Genomic DNA, 16,588 nt, shown 5'->3' on the forward strand with positions numbered 1-16,588 from the left:
GCGCCGTTGCGCGCGGCGCGGCCTCCTGAGACTATGATTTCCACGACCTCCCTTAGTCGCATCCTGCTGGCCCTGTTCGCCGCCTTGTTGTGCGGCGCGCCCGCCGGCGCGGCCGTCTACGACGCCGAATTGTCGCCAGGCCTGATGCATGGCCCCGACCTGTGCGCCCATGTCGCCTGCGGCGACGTCATGCCCGAGGCGACCCGCTACTCGCAACGCATGGGATCGCCGCAATATGTGCAAGCCTTCCGCACCAAGCCCGGCAGCGCTGAGCAGCTGATCGGCTATGTCTTCCTGTCGACCGACGTGGTCGATATTCCCGCCTATTCCGGCAAGCCCGTGGTCACGCTGATAGGCATGGACGTGCACGGCATCATCACCGGCGTGCGCGTGCTCAAGCATTCCGAGCCCATCCTGCTGGCCGGCATCCCCGAATCCGCTCTGCTCGATTTCATCCATCAATACGTGGGCCGGCACGGCGACGCCAAGCTGGAGATCGGCCGTGGCGGCGACGGCAGCGCCGGCCTGGACGCCATCAGCGGCGCCACCGTCACGGCGATCGCCGAAAACCAGGTGATCTCGCGCAGCGCCTACGAGATCGGCCGCCAGGTCGGCATCTTCACCACGGCGGCGCGGCCGCCGGCGCACTTCACGCCGATCGACGAGCGCCTGAACTGGCGCAAGCTGGCCGACGAGGGCGCCATCTCGCACTTGCTGATACCGGCTGCCGACGTGGGCGTCGACCCTGCGGCCGGCCCCTACCTGGACCTGTATTTCGGCTACCTGAACACCCCCAGCATCGGCAACAGCCTGCTGGGCGAGGGCGCCTACAAGCGCCTGATGCAAACGCTGGGGCCGGACGAGCACGCCATCTTCATCATCGGCGAGGGCCAGACCTCGTTCAAGGGCTCGGGCTTCGTGCGCGGCGGCATCTACGACCGCATCCAGGTGCGCCAGGAGGCGCAGACCTTCACCTTCCGCGACACCGACTACCTGAACCTGTACCACCTGCAGCCGGCCGACGTGCCGGCGTTCACGGAATCGGCGATCTTCATCGTGCGCTCACCGGGCTTCAACCCGGCCTGGCCGTGGACGCTGGGCGTGCTGGCCAACAAGCGCGACGCCGCCGGCGTCAAGACCTTCGCGCGCTTCGACCAGCAGTACTGGCTGCCGGCGCGCTACCTCGAAGGCGGCCATCCCGAGGTGGTGGTGGCGCGTCCCGCGTGGCAGGCGATCTGGCTGGGCCGCGTGCCGCAGCTCGCGCTGTTCGTGGCGTTGCTCGCCGTCACCGCCGTGCTGTACGCGATACGCGACCGCCTGGTGCGCGCCTCCACCCGCCGCCACAAGCCGTGGATCAGCCGGCCGCGCCTGGTGCTGTGGATGTTCAGCGTCGGCTTCGTCGGCTTCTACCTGAAGGCGCAGCCCAGCGTGACGCAGGTGATGACCTGGGTGCATTCGCTGCTGCACCAGTGGAAGTGGGAGCTGTTCCTGTCCGATCCGTTCATCTTCCTGTTCTGGTGGTTCATGATCATCACCGTGCTGGTGTGGGGACGCGGCCTGTTCTGCGGCTGGCTGTGCCCGTTCGGCTCGCTGCAGCACCTGGCGCTCAAGCTGGGCAGTGTGATCGGGCTCAAGCGTTGGCAGGGGCTGCTGCCCAAGCGCCTGCATGACCGCCTCAAGTGGGTCAAGTATATGATCTTCTTCGGCCTGCTGGCGGTGTCGCTGTGGTCGATGGAGACGGCCGAGCGCCTGGCCGAGATCGAACCGTTCAAGACTACCTTCCTGGTCGGCGTGTGGAACCGCAGCTGGCCGTTCTGGATCTTCATCGGCGGCATCGTCGGCCTGTCGATGTTCAGCGAGCGGCCGTATTGCAAGTACCTGTGCCCGCTGGGCGCAGGGCTTGCGCTGCCAGGCCGCTTCAGGATGTTCGGCCTGAAGCGCAAATCCGAATGCGAGACCTGCCACGCCTGCGCCGCCGGCTGCGGCTCGCACGCGATCGACGCCAAGGGCCGCATCGACCAGACCGAGTGCATGCTGTGCCTGGACTGCATGGTCATGTACTACGACGACCACGCCTGTCCGCCGCTGGTCAAGGAACGCAAGCAGCGCACGGCCAAGGGCCAGGCGCTGACTCGCATCGGCGCGGACGGCTATTTCGTCTCGCTCGAAAGCTTGCGCGGCACCTTGCGCGATGTCTCGGCCTCCGGCAAGGAGCAGCCGTGAACACCGGGCGAAGGCGGCCGTTGCTCGGGCTGATGCTGGCGGCCGGCCTGGCGCTGTGCGTGGGCGCGGACGCGGCCGTGCTGCGGGTGCGCGCCGGCGAGTCGATCGCGGCGGCCATCGCCCAGGCCCGTTCCGGCGACACGGTGCGAGTGGAAGCGGGCCGCTACGTCGAACACCTGCGCATCGACAAGCCGCTGACGCTGCAGGGCGTCGGCCGTCCCGTCATCAGCGGCGCCGGCAGCGGCGACGTGATCCGCGTCAGCGCGCCCGGCGTCACGCTGGCCGGGCTGGTGGTGCGCGACAGCGGCATCGACCTGACGGCGCAGAACGCTGGCATCTACGTACTGCCGGGCAGCCACCGCCTGACCGTCGCCGACTGCGAGCTGGTCGCCGACCTGTTCGGCATCTGGCTGGAACGCTCGGACGACGCGCAACTGCTGCGCAATGTGGTCACCGGCCGCAGCGACCTGCAATCGGCCGCGCGCGGCAACGGCATCCAGGTGTACGACACGCGCGGCGCGCAGGTCATCGGCAACCAGATCAGCTACACGCGCGACGGCATCTACGTGGACGTCTCGCGCGACGCGCTGTTTCGCGGCAACCGCATCCACCACGTGCGCTACGGCACGCACTACATGAACACCAACCACAGCACCTGGGAAGGCAACGAGGTCTACCAGAACCGCGCCGGCCTGGCGCTGATGGAGGTGCGCGACCTGATCGTGCGCCACAACGTCGCCTGGGGCAACGCCGACCACGGCATCATGCTGCGCACCATCCAGGACTCGGTGATCGAGGACAACGTGGTGGCCGGCAACGACCGCGGCTTCTTCATCTACGACGCCGAGTACAACATCGTGCGCCGCAACCTGGTGATCAACAACCGCACCGGCGTGCACCTGTCGGCCGGCTCGTCCAACAACAAGGTCGACGACAACGACTTCATCGGCAACGAGGAGCAGGTGCGCTTCGTGGCCGCGCAGGATGTGCAGTGGGGCCGCAGCGGCGGCAACTACTGGAGCAACTACGGCGGCTGGGACCAGAACGCCGACGGCATCGGCGACCTGCCGTACGAGGCCAACGACGTGGTCGACCGCCTCAGCTGGCAGTACCCGCTGATGAAACTGCTCAGCGCCAGTCCCGCGCTGCAGACGCTGCGCTTCGTCGCGCGCCAGTTCCCGCTGCTGCGGGCGCCGAGCGTGGTCGACCAGCATCCGCGCATGCGGCCCGCCTCCCACGATTGGAAAAAATGGCATGACATCTACCCACATTGAATCTGGCCCCGCCGTGTCGCTGGCCGGCGTCGGCCAGCGCTTCGGCGCGGTGACCGCGCTGCATGACGTCACGCTCGACATCGCGCGCGGCGAAATGTTCGGCCTCATCGGCCACAACGGCGCCGGCAAGAGCACGCTGTTCAAGCTGATGCTCGGGCTGATCGCGCCCAGCAGCGGCACGCTGCATGTGCTCGGCCAGCCCACCGGCGCGCCGGCGTTCCGCCAGGCGCGGCGGCGGATCGGCTACCTGCCGGAGAATTTCGTCACCTACGACAACCTCAGCGGCAGGGAAGTGCTGCACCTGTTCGCCGACCTGAAGCGGGTGGCGCGCGGCGCCTGCCCGGCGTTGCTGGAGCAGGTCGGCCTGTCGGCCGCAGCCGACCGTCCGGTGCATGGCTATTCCAAGGGCATGCGGCAACGGCTGGGCCTGGCGCAAGCGCTGCTGGGCGACCCGGACCTGATCTTCCTCGACGAGCCGACCAACGGCCTCGACCCGCAAGGCATCGCCGACTTCTACGCCATCCTGCGTGCGGTGCGGGCGCGCGGCGCGACCATCGTCATCACCTCGCACATCCTGGCCGAGATCCAGGACCGGGTGGACCGGCTGGTGATCATGCACGGCGGCCGCATCGCCGCGCAGGGCACGCTGGCGCAGCTGCGCAACGGCATGGCGCTGCGCCTGGGCGTGGTGGCGACCGTGCCGGAAGCGGCCCAGACGGCGGCGCTGGCCGCGCTGGCCACGGTGCCGGGCGACCCGTCCGGCGCGCCGACGCTGGAGCAGGAGGGCACGCGCTTCGAGGTGCGCTGCGCCGCCGCCGACAAGCTGGCGGTGCTGGCCGCGCTGCTGCCGCACGCGCGCGACATCGCGCTGCACGAGCCCACGCTGGAACAAGTGTTCCTCGGTTATGGAGGCGCATATGCCAGCTCCCATTGAATGGCGCCAGGTGGGCATCATCGCCGCCAAGGAGTGGCGCGACCGTTTGCGTAACCGCTGGGTGCTGGCGGTGGCGGTGGTGTTCGCCGTGTTCGCGCTGGCGATCGCGTATTTCGGCGCGGTCCAGCAGGGGCAGGTGGGCTTCCACGGCGTCGAGGCGACCATTGCCAGCCTGGCCAGCCTGGTCATCTACCTGGTGCCGCTGATCGCGCTGCTGCTGGGCTACGACGCCATCGTCGGCGAGCGCGAGCGCGGGGCGCTGGAGCTGCTGCTGTCGATGCCGATCAGCCGGCTCGAAGTCCTGTGCGGCAAATACCTCGGCCTGGCCGCGGCGCTGACCACGGCCACCGCGCTCGGTTTCGGCGTCGGCCTGCTGCCGCTGTCGTCCGGGCTGACCGTGGCCGAGGGCGAACGCTACGCGCTGTTCGTCGCCAGCGCGGTGCTGATGGGGATGGCCTTCCTGAGCATCGCCGTGCTGGTCTCGGTCATCGCCAGCGACCGCGTGCGCGCCAGCGGCGCCGCGCTGGCCCTGTGGTTCTTCTTTGTGCTGGTGTTCGACTTGCTGCTGATGGGCGCGCTGGTGTTGAGCCAGGGCGGCTTGAGCAGCGGGGCCTTCGCTGCGCTGCTGATGCTCAACCCGGCCGATGTGTTCCGGCTGCTGAACGTCTTCAGCTCGGACCAGGCGCAGGGTATGTACGGCCTGGCCACCGTCATGCCGCCCGCCTGGACCCAGCCGGCGGTGTTGCTGGCGGTGATGCTGGGCTGGATCGTCATGCCGTTTTATTTTGCTTACAGGAGATTTCGATGAAGCTTACCCGTCGCCCGCGCTGGCGCCTCTGGCTGGTCGCCGCCGCGCTTGCAGGATGCGGCCAGATCGCCCCCTTGCCGCAGGCGCAGGAACCGGGCGCCGACACCGCCTGCGCGCTGGATGGCATGTTGTTGCAGGACTACGCCGGCGCCAAGGGCCAGATCCGCTATGCCGATGGCAAGACCGATTATTTCTGCGACGTGATGGAGCTGCTGGGCGCGATGCTGGCGCCGGAGCAGCATCGCAGCGCCAACGCGCAGTACGTGCAGGACATGGGCGCGGCCGACTGGCAGCACCCGCAAGGCCACTGGATCGCCGCGCGCGACGCGATGTACGTGGTCGGCAGCCGCGCCCGTGGCTCGATGGGGCCGACCATCGTGCCGTTCGCGCGGCAGACCGACGCGGCCTCGTTCGCCAAGCGCGACGGCGGCCAGGTGCTGCGCTTCGCCGACCTCCGCGTGTCGATGCTGGGCTCGTCGCACGCCGCCGCCCCGCATGCAGACATGGCGCAATGACGGCCACCCGAATCCGGCCGGTGTCGGCCGGGATTTACGTCAGCGCGGCATGCCGCGCTGGTTCAACCACCCGCAACAAAGAGGTTTAATGATGAAAGCAATCCATATCTTCGCAGCGCTGCTGATCGGCGGCGCCACTGCCGCCGCCACGGCCGCCAGCGCGCCGGCCGACAGCGCCAAGGGCGAAAAGATCTACAAGGCGACCTGCATGGCTTGCCACGGCGCAGCCGTGCTCGGCGCTCCCAAGTTCGGCGACAAGGCCGCGTGGACGCCGCGCGTCGCCAAGGGCAAGCCGGCGCTGTACACCAACGCCATCAACGGCTTCAAGATGATGCCGCCACGCGGCGGCAATCCGGCCTTGAAGGATGACGAGGTCAAGGCTGTGGTCGATTACATGATCGCGAAGAGTAACTAAACCGGTGGGGCGCCGTCTGCGGCGCCCCGCCAGCGGAGGCTAGCATGTTGTGGAATTTTGTCAGGCGCGCCGCCGTGCTGGCGGCCGTGCTGTGGCTTGCCGCGGGCTGTGCGCGGCAGGAACAGCGTTATGTAACCCAGGGCCATGTGTTCGGCACCACGGTCGAGGTGACGATCTATGGCGGCTCCAAGCAGCACGCCGACGCGGCGGCGGGCAAGGTGCTGGCTGAGTTCGACCGGCTCCACCGCAAGCTGCACGCGTGGGAGCCGAGCATGCTCACCGGCCTGAACGCGAGCATAGAGCGTGGCGAGCCGTTTAAGGGCGATGAGGAAATGGTCGGCCTGCTCAAATCGGCTGCCAGGCTGTCGGCCAGTTCGGACCAGCTGTTCAATCCGGCCATCGGGCATTTGATACGGCTGTGGGGCTTCCAGAGCAGCGACATCTGCGCCCACGCGCCGACGGCCGAGGAGGTGCGGCGCTGGGTCGATGCGCGGCCCAGCCTGGCCGATCTGCGCTTCGACGGCACGACGATTTCCAGCGTCAATCCGGCGGTGATGATCGACCTGGGCGGCTATGCCAAGGGTTATGCGCTCGACCGCGCCGCCGCGATCCTGCGCGCCGAGCATGTCGAGGCGGCGCTGGTCAACATCGGCGGCAATGTGCTGGCGCTCGGCCAGCCGGGCGCGCGTCCGTGGCAGGTGGGCATCCGCGATCCGCGCGGCAAAGGCACGCTGGCCCTGGTGACGCTGCACGACAACGAGGCGATCGGCACCAGCGGCGATTACGAACGCTACTTCATGAAGGACGGCAAGCGCCGTCCGCACATCATCGATCCGCGCACCGGCTATCCGATCGACCTGGTGGCCTCGGTCACCATCATCGCCTCGGGCGGCAGCGACGTCGGCCTGCGTTCGGACGGCAACTCCAAGCCGCTGTTCATCACCGGGCCCGCCGGCTGGGAGGCGATGTCGCGCCGCCTGGGGCTGGACGAGGTGATGATGGTCGACACCTCGCGGCGTGTGCTGCTGACGACGGCGATGCGCAGCCGCCTCGAAGGATCGGTCCAATAATCTTGATCGGGCGCCGACATGAAGGTATTATCGATGAGGCAATAACGGCGCACGACGCGCCGTTTGCCTACCTTGAGGAGTCCTAAATGAAACGTGTCACCGGCATAGGCGGTGTGTTCTTCAAATCGCCGGACCCGAAGGCCCTGGCCGAGTGGTACCGGGTCCACCTTGGCCTCGATATCGGGCCGTGGGGCGGCGCCGCCTTCGACTGGTCCGGCCCGGACAATCCGGGCGGCAAGGGCACCACGGCGTGGAACGCGTTCAAGGCCGACACGGATTATTTTGCGCCGAGCACGGCGAGCTTCATGATCAACTACCGCGTGGCCGACCTGCACGGCCTGCTCGCCGCGCTGCGCGAAGAGGGCTGCCGCGTCGAGGACAAGGTCGACGAATCGGAGTACGGCAAGTTTGGCTGGGTGCTGGATTTGGACGGCAACAAGGTCGAGCTGTGGGAGCCGCCCGAAGGCCAGTAAGCACGCGCCGCTTCAGCGCACGTGGGAGGGCGGGCAACCGTAGCGCTCCCTGAAGCGCGACGAGAAGCGCGCATGCGCCTGATAGCCGCAGGCCTCGGCGACCAGCGGTATGCTCCAGCCCGTTGTCTGCAGCAGCGCCATTGCGTGATGCATGCGCACCTCCAGCAGCAGCGCGTCGAAGCGCAGGTTCTGGGCGGCCAGGCGCCGCCGCAGCGTCGCCTCGCTCATCGCCAGTTCGCGGCCCGCCAGGGCGGCGGTCCAGGGCCGGGCGGGTGCTGCGCTCAACAGGCTGGTCAGCAGGTCGGCGACGTTCTGGCTGCCGGGCCGCGCAAAGCGGATGCCGCGATCGGCCAGCGCCAGCAGCAGGCCGACCAGCCGGTGCATCATCGCGCGTTCGCTGACGGCTTGGTCGCCGATGGCGCGGACGCAGTGGTCCAAGGTTCCGGCCAGGTCGTCATCCAGCGGCACCGGGCTGCAATAGGCCAGCGCCGGTGTGGCGGCTTCGTCCGGTTCGTAGCGCTTGTAGAATTCCTGTATCGCTTCCGGCCCGATGGCGAGCAACTGCGAAGCAAAGCGCTGCTCCGGCCCGCCCGGCAGTTTCCGCAGATCCGCGCAGGCGTTCTTGGCCACGGCCAGCAGCGTGGATGTCCCCTCCAACAGCAGCGGAGTTTCGCCGTTGTCCAGGCTCAGGCTGCCCGACTTGACCAGCAGGACGGTCGCCTCCATGAAACGAAAACCACGCGCGCGTTGCGGTTCCCGCAGGCTCGGTTGCGCCAGCATGCACAGGCCGCGGCGCGCGACCGGCATGCCGGAAGGCAGCGTCCACTGGCCGCCGTCCCGTTTCACAGCAGCTTGGGATTGAGCGTGTAGGTGCCGGTCAGGCTCGCTTCGGCCAGCACGTGGCCGGCGATGGCGTTGCGCACGCTTTGGCCGTCCAGCGCCATGTCCTGCGGCAGCGACGGGATGTCGAGCGCATACAGCGTGAAGACGTAGTGGTGCAGCAGCGTGTCGTTCCACGGCGGGCAGGGACCGTCGTAGCCGTAGTAGTTGCCGCTCATCTGAGCGTCGCCGGCGAACCAGTTGGTGTAGTCGTTGACGCCATGGCGCATGCCGCCGGGCGCCGCCGGTCCCGCCTTGCCGTGCGGCGTGACGCCGTCGCCGTGGCTGCCGGCGGCTATCTCGCGGGTGGCGGCCGGAATGTCCAGCAGCAGCCAGTGGAAGAAGTCGACGCGCGGCAGGCCGGCCGGCACTTCGCGGCCTTCCTGGTTCACGTCGTCACCGCGGCTGGGCACGTCCGGGTCGTGGCAGATCAGCGCGAAGGACTGGGTGGCGGCCGGCGCCCCGTCCCACGCCAGGTGCGGATTGCGATTGCCGGACAGGGCGATGTGGCTGCCGGGGGCGATCACCGCGAAGGCGAACTCGCCGGGAATCGGCTGCTGGTCGGAGAAGCTGTTGCTGGTCAGTTTCATGGTTGGGCCATTTTCTCAAAGTTGGATGGTGAAATTATAGAGGGCCGGCGTCGCCCGTACCGCACCGATCCAGTCAGAAATGGCGCCATTCCAATCAATTTGACGGCTTTGGGGCGGTGGCCGTGCGCGCGGTCATGCGCCGCAGCCAGGCCGTAACCCGCCCCGTCTGCTGCATCGCGGGCGCTTCGATCAAGCGGAACGTGATGTGGCTGACCACCACCACGACCGGGGTCGCGATGAGGATAGTCAGCCAGTGCATCGACGCCGACATGGCCTTGGCCGCCGGCAGGCCGATGACGAAGTTGAACGTGACAAACAGGATCAGGCCATGCAGCAGATAAATGCTGTAGGCGGTCTCGCCCAGCGCGCGCGAGGTGGCGTTGGTGAGCAGGCCGAACAGGCTGTTGCCGCAGGCGATCAGCGCGAACGTGATCGACAACAGGCCCAGCGGCACGATGCCGTGCGCGGAGTTGAAAAAATTGACCGCGACGAAGGTGGCGCCGATGGCGATCAGCGAAGCCGTCCTGGTCCGGGCAAACCGGCGCACGCCGTCGAAGCGGGCCAGCACCGCGCTGGCCATGCCGATCGGGAAGATGATCAGGCTGTTCATCTTGTCGAAGGCCAGGCAGAAGCCGACGATGGCCAGCACCGACAGCAGCAGGTAAAACGCCGAGACGCGCGCCCTGACCAGCAAGGCCAGCAAAGGCAGCGAGAAATAGAACAGCCATTCGTACGGCAGCGACCAGGTCACGCCGGAAATGATGATGAAGGTCGATTCGACGCCGTTGATGTTGGGATTGCCCAGGATCGTGAAGCTCAACCAGGTGAACACTTCGCGCAGCAGCTTGCCATAGCTTTCCGCCAGCACGCCCTTGGTGAGCACGGCGACGATCAGCAGCACCAGCCCGATCGCCACCAGGTAGAGCGGGGTGAGGCGCAGCACGCGGGAAACGTAGAGCTTGCCCCAATCTATGGGCTTGTCCCTGCCGCCCAGCAGCTTGGCGAAGAACAGGAAGCCGGTGATCATGAAAAAGAAGGCGACGCCGCTCTGGCCCAGGTGGGTGTAGAGATTCGACGGCGGCAACTTCCACTGCCCCGTATGCAGGTAGAAATACCAGATCACCGAGTGGTGCAGGAACACGAAAAACGCCAGATAGCCGCGCAGGCCGTCGATGGTGGAGATGCGCTCCGGCTCGGCGGCGACGGCGTAGTGTTTTGCGAGCACATAGGTGGTGATCCACGCCAGTACGATGGCGGCGATGGCGGGTAAGGGGCTGACCGGATTCATGTAGGAAAATGGCAATAAAAAATCATGGACGCATGATAGATGATAAAGACGCTCCGGGGCCGAAATTTATTATTGCCATCCGTCAATCTTGCCGTGGACGCGGCCACGGATGCAGTCGTGGAAAATTGATTTGAATCAAATCTTTTGTTGATTTGAATTAGTATTCTTGCAGAAACAAGATTGAGCCGAGGCGTAGTCATGACCCACCACCAGAGACCACGAGCCACGCCCCGCGCGGAGGACGCGCGTTGCGATTTTTCCAGCCTGCCGCCGGAAGGGAAGCTGTCGAGCGCGTTGCGGCCGGCGGCGCCGGGTCCGGACGGCGGCTGCCTGAACGCCGCCTGCGCCGTGTTCGACGCGCTGCACGAGCAGATCGCCGTGCTGGGCAAGGACGGCGCCATCCTGGCCATCAACGCCGCCTGGCGCCATGCCAGGCAGGTGCGGCCGCTGCCGGGGCAGCCCAAGCTGTCGCCGGACATCGGCAGCGACTACCTGGCCGCCTGCCGCGACGCCGAGGGCCTGGAGGCCGACGGCGGCGCCAAGGCCGAGGCCGGCGTGCGCGAGGTGCTGGCCGGGCGCAGCCGTCAGTTCCAGATGGAGTATCCCTGCCATACGCCGTCCCAGCAGCGCTGGTTCTGCATGACGGTGTCGCCGATGGCGCATAACTGGCAGGGCGCGCTGGTGGTGCACGAGGAGATCACCGAGCGCCACCTGGCCGACACCCATCTGCGCATCGCCGCCATCGCCTTCGAATCGTCCGAGGGCCTGATGGTCACCGACAGCCGCGGCGTCATCCTCAAGGTCAACCAGGCGTTCACCCGCATCACCGGTTACACGATGGGCGAGGCGGTGGGGCGCACGCCGCGCATGCTCAGCTCGGGCCGGCACGATGCCGACTTTTACCGCAACATGTGGCAGGCGATCGCCGACAGCGGCAGCTGGTCGGGCGAGATCTGGAACCGCCGCAAGAGCGGCGAGGTGTATCCCGAGCACCTGAGCATCGCGGCGGTGCGCGACGCCGACGGCCACATCAGCAACTACGTCGCGGCGCTGAGCGACATCACTCTGAGCAAGGCCGCCAGCGACGCCATCCGCAGCCTGGCGTTCTACGATCCGCTGACCCGCCTGCCCAACCGCCGCATGCTGCTGGAGCGGCTGCGGCAGGTGCTGGACGCGAGCAAGCTGCACGACCGCTACGGCGCCCTGATGTTCATCGACCTCGACAACTTCAAGACGCTCAACGACACGCTGGGCCACAACATCGGCGACCTGCTGCTGCAGCAGGTGGGCACGCGCCTGCAGGCCTGCCTGCGGCAGGGCGACACGGTGGCGCGCCTGGGCGGCGACGAGTTTGTCGCGCTGCTGGAGGGCCTGGGCCGCGACGAGCCGGGCGCGGTGGCCCACGCCGAGGCGGTGGGGGCGAAGATACTGGCCGAACTGAACCGGCCCTACACGCTGGGCGCGCACCAGTGCCACAGCACGCCGAGCATGGGCGTGACGCTGTTCCACGACGGCTGGCCGGCCCAGCCGGAGGAGCTGCTGATGCAGGCCGACATCGCCATGTACCAGGCCAAGCAGTCCGGCCGCAACGGCATGCGCTTCTTCGACCAGAAAATGCAGGACAGCATCAGCAGCCGGGCGCGGCTGGAGGAAGCGCTGCGCCACGCGATCCGCGAGCAGCAGTTCGAGCTGTACTACCAGGTGCAGGTCGACAAGACGGGCGAGGCCATCGGCGCCGAGGCGCTGATCCGCTGGCGCCTGGCGGACGACAGCTACATGGCGCCGGACAGCTTCATCCCGGTGGCGGAGGAGACCGGGCTGATCGTGCCGATCGGCCAGTGGGTGATGGAAACGGCCTGCGCCCAGTTGCGCGTCTGGCAGGGCGAGCCGGGCATGGAGCATCTGGTGATGGCGGTCAACGTCAGCGCCGCGCAGTTCCATCAGCGCGACTTCTGCGACCAGGTGTGCGAGACCTTGCGGCGCCACGGCGTCGCCCCGGCCTTCCTGAAGCTGGAGCTGACCGAGGGCATGCTGCTGGAGAATATCGAGGACACCATCAACATCATGCAGCAGCTGCGCCACATCGGCGTGCGCTTCTCGCTGGACGATTTCGGCACCGGCTACTCCTCGCTGCAATACCTGAAGCGCCTGCCGTTGAGCCAGTTGAAGATCGACCGTTCCTTCGTGCGCGACCTGGCCAGCGACAGCAGCGACCAGGCCATCGTGCTGACCATCATCGCCATTTCCCTCAGCCTGGGCCTGGACGTCATCGCCGAGGGGGTGGAGACCACCGAGCAGGCCGCCTTGCTGGAGCAGCTGGGCTGCCACCGCTACCAGGGCTATCTGTACGGCCGCCCCCTGCCCGCCGACCAGTTCCGCCTGTGGCTGGCCGAGCGCGCCAGCATCGAGGAGCGCACCGCAACCCAGTGAGCGAGCGGGATTTATTTGATCTGCATCATGGATTTGGCCGCGCCATCCGCCCATAGTCATGCTTGGCCGCGCAGCGTGCGCCGGCCCGAACCACAAAGAGGGTAATCATGGAAGAAGAAGGCTGGAGCCCGGACATGGCGCTGGGCATACCGTTGTTCGACGAGGCGCACGAGGCGCTGGCGGAGCAGATCAAGACGCTGATGCACAGCAGGGACGAAGACTTCGCAGCCGGACTGGAACAATTGGTGGACTGCCTGGAGGCCGATTTCCGCCACGAGGAAACGCTGATGGAGGCGATCGAGTATCTCGCGCTGCACAGCCACCGCGAGCAGCATGCGCGCGTGTTGAGCAAGCTGAGCCAACTGGATTTGAACGACCTGAAGAGTTGCCGCACGGCCGTCGGGTTGGTGCTGCCGTGGTTCCATGCCCATCTGGCCACGGCCGACACGGCGCTGGCGATCGCGTTGCAGATGAGCGGCCTCGATCTCGACGAGGCGGCCAAGGCCGGCTAGCGGCCTGCCGGAATCAGGGCCGGTGCGCGGCGCGGCGGCCGAGCACCACGTGCAGCACGAACAGCAGGGCGGCGGCCAGGCCGATGGCCCAATGGATCGCCGACCACGCGGGACGGTCGCTCTCGCCCGCCAGATAGTACAGGCCGAAGCCGCTGGCGGTCAGCAGCGCCATCGCGCCTATCATGCCCCATCCGGTTTGCAGATTGCGCCCGGCCTTGAGCGCGCGGCGGATGTGCGCGTTCATCAGGCTGCCGAGGAAGAACAGCATCGCCATCGCCGCTGCGCCATGCAGCTTCATCGACCATGGCTCCAGCGGATTGACGCTCTCGCCGAATTGTCCGACCGTGCGGAAGAAGTAGCGCGCCAGCAGCCACGCGGCGCCGCTCAGCAGAAGCGCGGCGAAGCTGGCGTAGATACAGCGGCGGTGCCAGCGCTCGACGCGCAGGTTGACGTGGGGGCGGGATCGGTGAGTATGCATCGGCTAGATTATAAACGCTGCCGCCTGAAAACCGGCCAGCGCCGGATGCCGGGCGTCGCCGCTGGCCAGCACCACCTTGGTCAGCGCGTCGGCGGCGGCGCAGCGCGGCGCCCGCACCGACACGCTGGTGGGCGTCACCAGCGGCTCGCCGCTGCGGCCGTCCACCAGCGCGCTCACTTGCCGGCCGTCGTGGCGGCGCGCCGAAAAATAGGACGCCGACGTCGCCAGCGCTTCGTCGCGCAATGCCACTTGCATGGCGGTGCGCTGCGGCGCCTGCGGATCGCGCACGGCGACCGGCCAGTCACGCTGGCCGAACGCGCGCAGGTCGCCGCCGGCGTTGACGCAGCCGCTGTCCACGCCGGCGCGCCGCAAGGCCTCGACCGCGAGATCGACCGCATAGCCCTTGGCGATGCCGCCCAGGTCCACCCATCCCGGCGCCAGCTTGCGCACCAGCGCTTGCTGCTCGCAGTGAAACACCGTCAACGCCGGCTGATATGGCGGGCAGTCCGCGCCGTCGGGGCGCGGCAGGCATTGCCAGTCCACCAGGCGCGGCGCGCAGGCGATGTTGAACAGGCCTTGCGACAGCTCCGTCATGCGCGCCGCCAGCGCCAGCACCTGCCATGTGTGCGGATGCAGTTCCAGCAGCTCGCCCGGCGCCGCGCGGTTCAGGCGCGAGATGTCGCTGGCGGCGTCGTGAAAACTCATCAGGCGATGCACCAGCGCGACCTCGGCGAAGGCCAGCGTGATCGCCTGCGACTCCGCCTGCGGATCGCCGTCCGCCGTGATGTCGACCAGGGTGCCCAGCCAGGGCTGGGCGCGGCGCATCATTTTTTCAGCGCCACCTGGGCGACGGCGGCGATGCGCCGCACGCCGTCGGTCAGGTGGGTGCAGGAGAGGGTGGCGCCGCTGATGTTGGCGATGCCGTCGCCCACCGCCAGCCCGCCCGAGCGTGCCGACTTGCCGACGAACTGGTGGCGCCAGGCCGGCAGGCGGATTTCGCCGCCGTGGCTTTCGCGGTAGGTGAGGATCTCGATCTGGCGCACCGTGGCGTCGGGATTGAGGCCGACCGCGTACGAGATCAGCTCGAACTTGCCGATCACGTCGTCGAGCACCATGTAGCCCAGCAGCTGGTCGCCGCTGTAGGCGCCGACCACGCGCCAGTTGACCGAACGCGCGGTGAGGCCCGCCAGCTTCTCGACCTGCTGCATCTGCGGCAGCGACAGCGCCACGTCCTGCTGGCGGAACGCGGTCGCCTCCGGGAACATCAGCTTCTGCGCCTGTTCCGCGTTCAGGTACTGCGCCGCGAAGGCCGGCGCGCCGGCGGCGCATGCCGCCAGGGGGATCCAGTGCCGGTAGCGCATATCAGTACGAGAAGCCCATGCCCAGGTTCAGGCGGTCGCGCGACTTGTCCTCCTTGAACTTCTGGTAGTCCGCCTTGAGCACCACGCCTTCGCCCACCTTCAGGTTGGCGCCGACGGTGGTGACTTTTTCGTCGGGCGAGGCGGCCACGCCCAAGCCCTGCGGCACGGCGGCGTAGCTCTTGGCGGTGTTGAACTGCTCGTAGCGCACGAAGGGGCTGAGCGTGTAGTCGCCCACTTCCATCAGGCGGTACGCGGCCTGGGTGTACCAGCCGGCGAAGCTCTTTGGCACCGGCGTCGGATTGCCGACCAGCGTTTCGTTGAGCGCCTCGGTGTTGCTGATCTGGCCGCGCGCGTACAGCGCCGACAGGTCCCAGCGGCCCGGCGTGTAGCGGGTGTGCAGGTCGACCATCGTGATGCGCGCGTCGTTGGCGGTGAAGCCGTCGGCCTTGTGGCCGGCCTTGCCGGTGAAGACCGAGCCGCCCACCAGCAGGCCGGGCACGCCGCGCCAGTTCAGCGCCGCGTGCACGCTCAGGTCGCGCGACTTGGCCTGCTGGCCTTCCTGGTGGATGGAGCCCAGAGGCGATTCGCGGCCATCGGTGCCGGCGGCGTTCCATTTGCCCAGGTCGAAGCCGGTGGTGATGCCGGTGTCCCAGGTCAGGCCGCCGGCGGTGTCGCCGGACAGGCTCACGCCCACTTCGCGCCAGGTCGACGGGATGATCGCCGTCTCGACGAAGTTGCGCTCGACGCCGTAGTAGGCGGTCGGTTCGTGGTTGGTGTTCAGCAGGCCCATGGGGATCAGGTACAAACCGACCTTGCTGCGCAAGCCGTTGCCGAACTCGCGCTCGACGTACAGCTGTTCGACTTCGCTCTCGCCCTTGTCGTCGGCGGAGACCACGGCGTGCTCCCATTCGAATTCGGCGACCATCTTGGTCTTCTGGTCGAAGCGGTGCTCGATGCCGATCACGGCGCGGCGCACGTCGGCCTGCGCGCCGCTGGCGTTCTTGGTCGGACGGTTGTAGTTGATTTCGCCGTAGGCGCCGAAGATGGTGGATGGCGCGGAGGCTGCAACGGCGGTCTCCGTTGCCGGCGCCGTGGCACCGACCGGCGCGGCCACCGGCGCTGGCGCGGCAGCGGCGATGGCTTGCTGGCGTTGTTCGACTGCTTCGGTTTTCTTAACGCTGGCTTTCAGTTCGGCCTTCAGCTGTTCCAGCTCGGCGGCCATTTTTTCGATGCGGGCCATCAGTTCGGCCTCGCCTGCGGTGGCGGCGAGAGGCGCGGCGAGGAAGGCGGTGGCGAGGGCGGTGGCGATCAGGTGTTTGTTCATGTCGGTTCTCTACG

17 protein-coding genes are annotated in these 16,588 nt (G+C 67.7%); 10 read left to right on the top strand and 7 right to left on the bottom strand.

Going from position 1 to position 16,588, the window contains the following annotated elements:
- Positions 1-33: 33 nt before the first annotated feature.
- The 8 genes from AC07WS_RS20515 (at position 34) to AC07WS_RS20550 (ending at position 7,712) form a co-directional block, all read left to right on the top strand.
- Complete coding sequence (locus AC07WS_RS20515) at positions 34-2,223, top strand: 4Fe-4S binding protein (protein WP_494730866.1); 2,190 nt, start codon at positions 34-36, stop codon at positions 2,221-2,223.
- Between the two features lie 32 nt (positions 2,224-2,255).
- Positions 2,256-3,497 (top strand): nitrous oxide reductase family maturation protein NosD, encoded by a 1,242-nt coding sequence (locus AC07WS_RS20520; protein WP_494730961.1) that lies wholly within the window; start codon positions 2,256-2,258, stop codon positions 3,495-3,497.
- Entirely contained in the window at positions 3,478-4,431 is a 954-nt protein-coding gene (locus tag AC07WS_RS20525) for an ABC transporter ATP-binding protein (RefSeq protein ID WP_494730867.1), read from the top strand. Before AC07WS_RS20520 ends, AC07WS_RS20525 begins: the two co-directional genes overlap by 20 nt.
- Complete coding sequence (locus tag AC07WS_RS20530) at positions 4,415-5,239, top strand: ABC transporter permease subunit (RefSeq protein WP_494730868.1); 825 nt, start codon at positions 4,415-4,417, stop codon at positions 5,237-5,239. Before AC07WS_RS20525 ends, AC07WS_RS20530 begins: the two co-directional genes overlap by 17 nt.
- Positions 5,236-5,754: a nitrous oxide reductase accessory protein NosL gene (locus AC07WS_RS20535; RefSeq protein WP_494730869.1), complete on the top strand. Its 519-nt coding sequence runs from the start codon at positions 5,236-5,238 to the stop codon at positions 5,752-5,754. The genes AC07WS_RS20530 and AC07WS_RS20535 overlap by 4 nt, the downstream gene beginning before the upstream one ends.
- Before the next feature lie 88 nt (positions 5,755-5,842).
- Entirely contained in the window at positions 5,843-6,169 is a 327-nt protein-coding gene (locus AC07WS_RS20540; RefSeq protein WP_494730870.1) for a c-type cytochrome, read from the top strand.
- 44 nt (positions 6,170-6,213) lie between these two features.
- The gene (locus tag AC07WS_RS20545; protein ID WP_494730871.1) at positions 6,214-7,239 is read left to right on the top strand and encodes an FAD:protein FMN transferase; all 1,026 of its coding nucleotides are present in this window, start codon (positions 6,214-6,216) and stop codon (positions 7,237-7,239) included.
- Between the two features lie 86 nt (positions 7,240-7,325).
- Positions 7,326-7,712, top strand: a complete 387-nt coding sequence (locus AC07WS_RS20550) for a VOC family protein (protein ID WP_494730872.1) — start codon at positions 7,326-7,328, stop codon at positions 7,710-7,712.
- Between the two features lie 12 nt (positions 7,713-7,724).
- Here the strand turns inward: AC07WS_RS20550 and AC07WS_RS20555 are convergent, their stop codons facing one another.
- The 3 genes from AC07WS_RS20555 to AC07WS_RS20565 all read right to left on the bottom strand — a co-directional run bounded on the left by AC07WS_RS20555 (position 7,725) and on the right by AC07WS_RS20565 (position 10,484).
- Complete coding sequence (locus AC07WS_RS20555; protein WP_494730873.1) at positions 7,725-8,558, bottom strand: AraC family transcriptional regulator; 834 nt, start codon at positions 8,556-8,558, stop codon at positions 7,725-7,727.
- Positions 8,555-9,181 (bottom strand): YbhB/YbcL family Raf kinase inhibitor-like protein, encoded by a 627-nt coding sequence (locus tag AC07WS_RS20560; protein ID WP_494730874.1) that lies wholly within the window; start codon positions 9,179-9,181, stop codon positions 8,555-8,557. The genes AC07WS_RS20555 and AC07WS_RS20560 overlap by 4 nt, the downstream gene beginning before the upstream one ends.
- A 94-nt stretch (positions 9,182-9,275) precedes the next feature.
- Positions 9,276-10,484, bottom strand: a complete 1,209-nt coding sequence (locus tag AC07WS_RS20565; RefSeq protein ID WP_494730875.1) for an acyltransferase family protein — start codon at positions 10,482-10,484, stop codon at positions 9,276-9,278.
- Positions 10,485-10,667: 183 nt separating this feature from the next.
- Between AC07WS_RS20565 and AC07WS_RS20570 the strand changes: the two genes are divergently transcribed.
- Both AC07WS_RS20570 and AC07WS_RS20575 read left to right on the top strand, forming a co-directional pair.
- On the top strand, positions 10,668-12,899 hold the full coding sequence (locus AC07WS_RS20570; RefSeq protein WP_494730876.1) for a putative bifunctional diguanylate cyclase/phosphodiesterase: 2,232 nt from the start codon (positions 10,668-10,670) through the stop codon (positions 12,897-12,899).
- 107 nt (positions 12,900-13,006) lie between these two features.
- Entirely contained in the window at positions 13,007-13,411 is a 405-nt protein-coding gene (locus tag AC07WS_RS20575; RefSeq protein WP_494730877.1) for a bacteriohemerythrin, read from the top strand.
- A 13-nt stretch (positions 13,412-13,424) separates the two neighbouring features.
- Here the strand turns inward: AC07WS_RS20575 and AC07WS_RS20580 are convergent, their stop codons facing one another.
- From AC07WS_RS20580 to AC07WS_RS20595, 4 genes are read right to left on the bottom strand one after another with little or no spacing between them, the layout of a single operon-like run.
- Positions 13,425-13,889: a DUF4405 domain-containing protein gene (locus AC07WS_RS20580; RefSeq protein ID WP_494730878.1), complete on the bottom strand. Its 465-nt coding sequence runs from the start codon at positions 13,887-13,889 to the stop codon at positions 13,425-13,427.
- Positions 13,890-13,892: 3 nt separating this feature from the next.
- Complete coding sequence (locus AC07WS_RS20585; protein ID WP_494730879.1) at positions 13,893-14,717, bottom strand: FAD:protein FMN transferase; 825 nt, start codon at positions 14,715-14,717, stop codon at positions 13,893-13,895.
- A complete protein-coding gene (locus AC07WS_RS20590) occupies positions 14,714-15,250 on the bottom strand; it encodes an FMN-binding protein (RefSeq protein ID WP_494730880.1) in 537 nt (178 codons plus the stop codon). Before AC07WS_RS20590 ends, AC07WS_RS20585 begins: the two co-directional genes overlap by 4 nt.
- A 1-nt stretch (position 15,251) precedes the next feature.
- Positions 15,252-16,574 (bottom strand): putative porin, encoded by a 1,323-nt coding sequence (locus tag AC07WS_RS20595; RefSeq protein WP_494730881.1) that lies wholly within the window; start codon positions 16,572-16,574, stop codon positions 15,252-15,254.
- Positions 16,575-16,588 lie beyond the last annotated feature (14 nt).

The organism is Duganella sp. GW821-FHT01E12 (genome assembly GCF_059422325.1).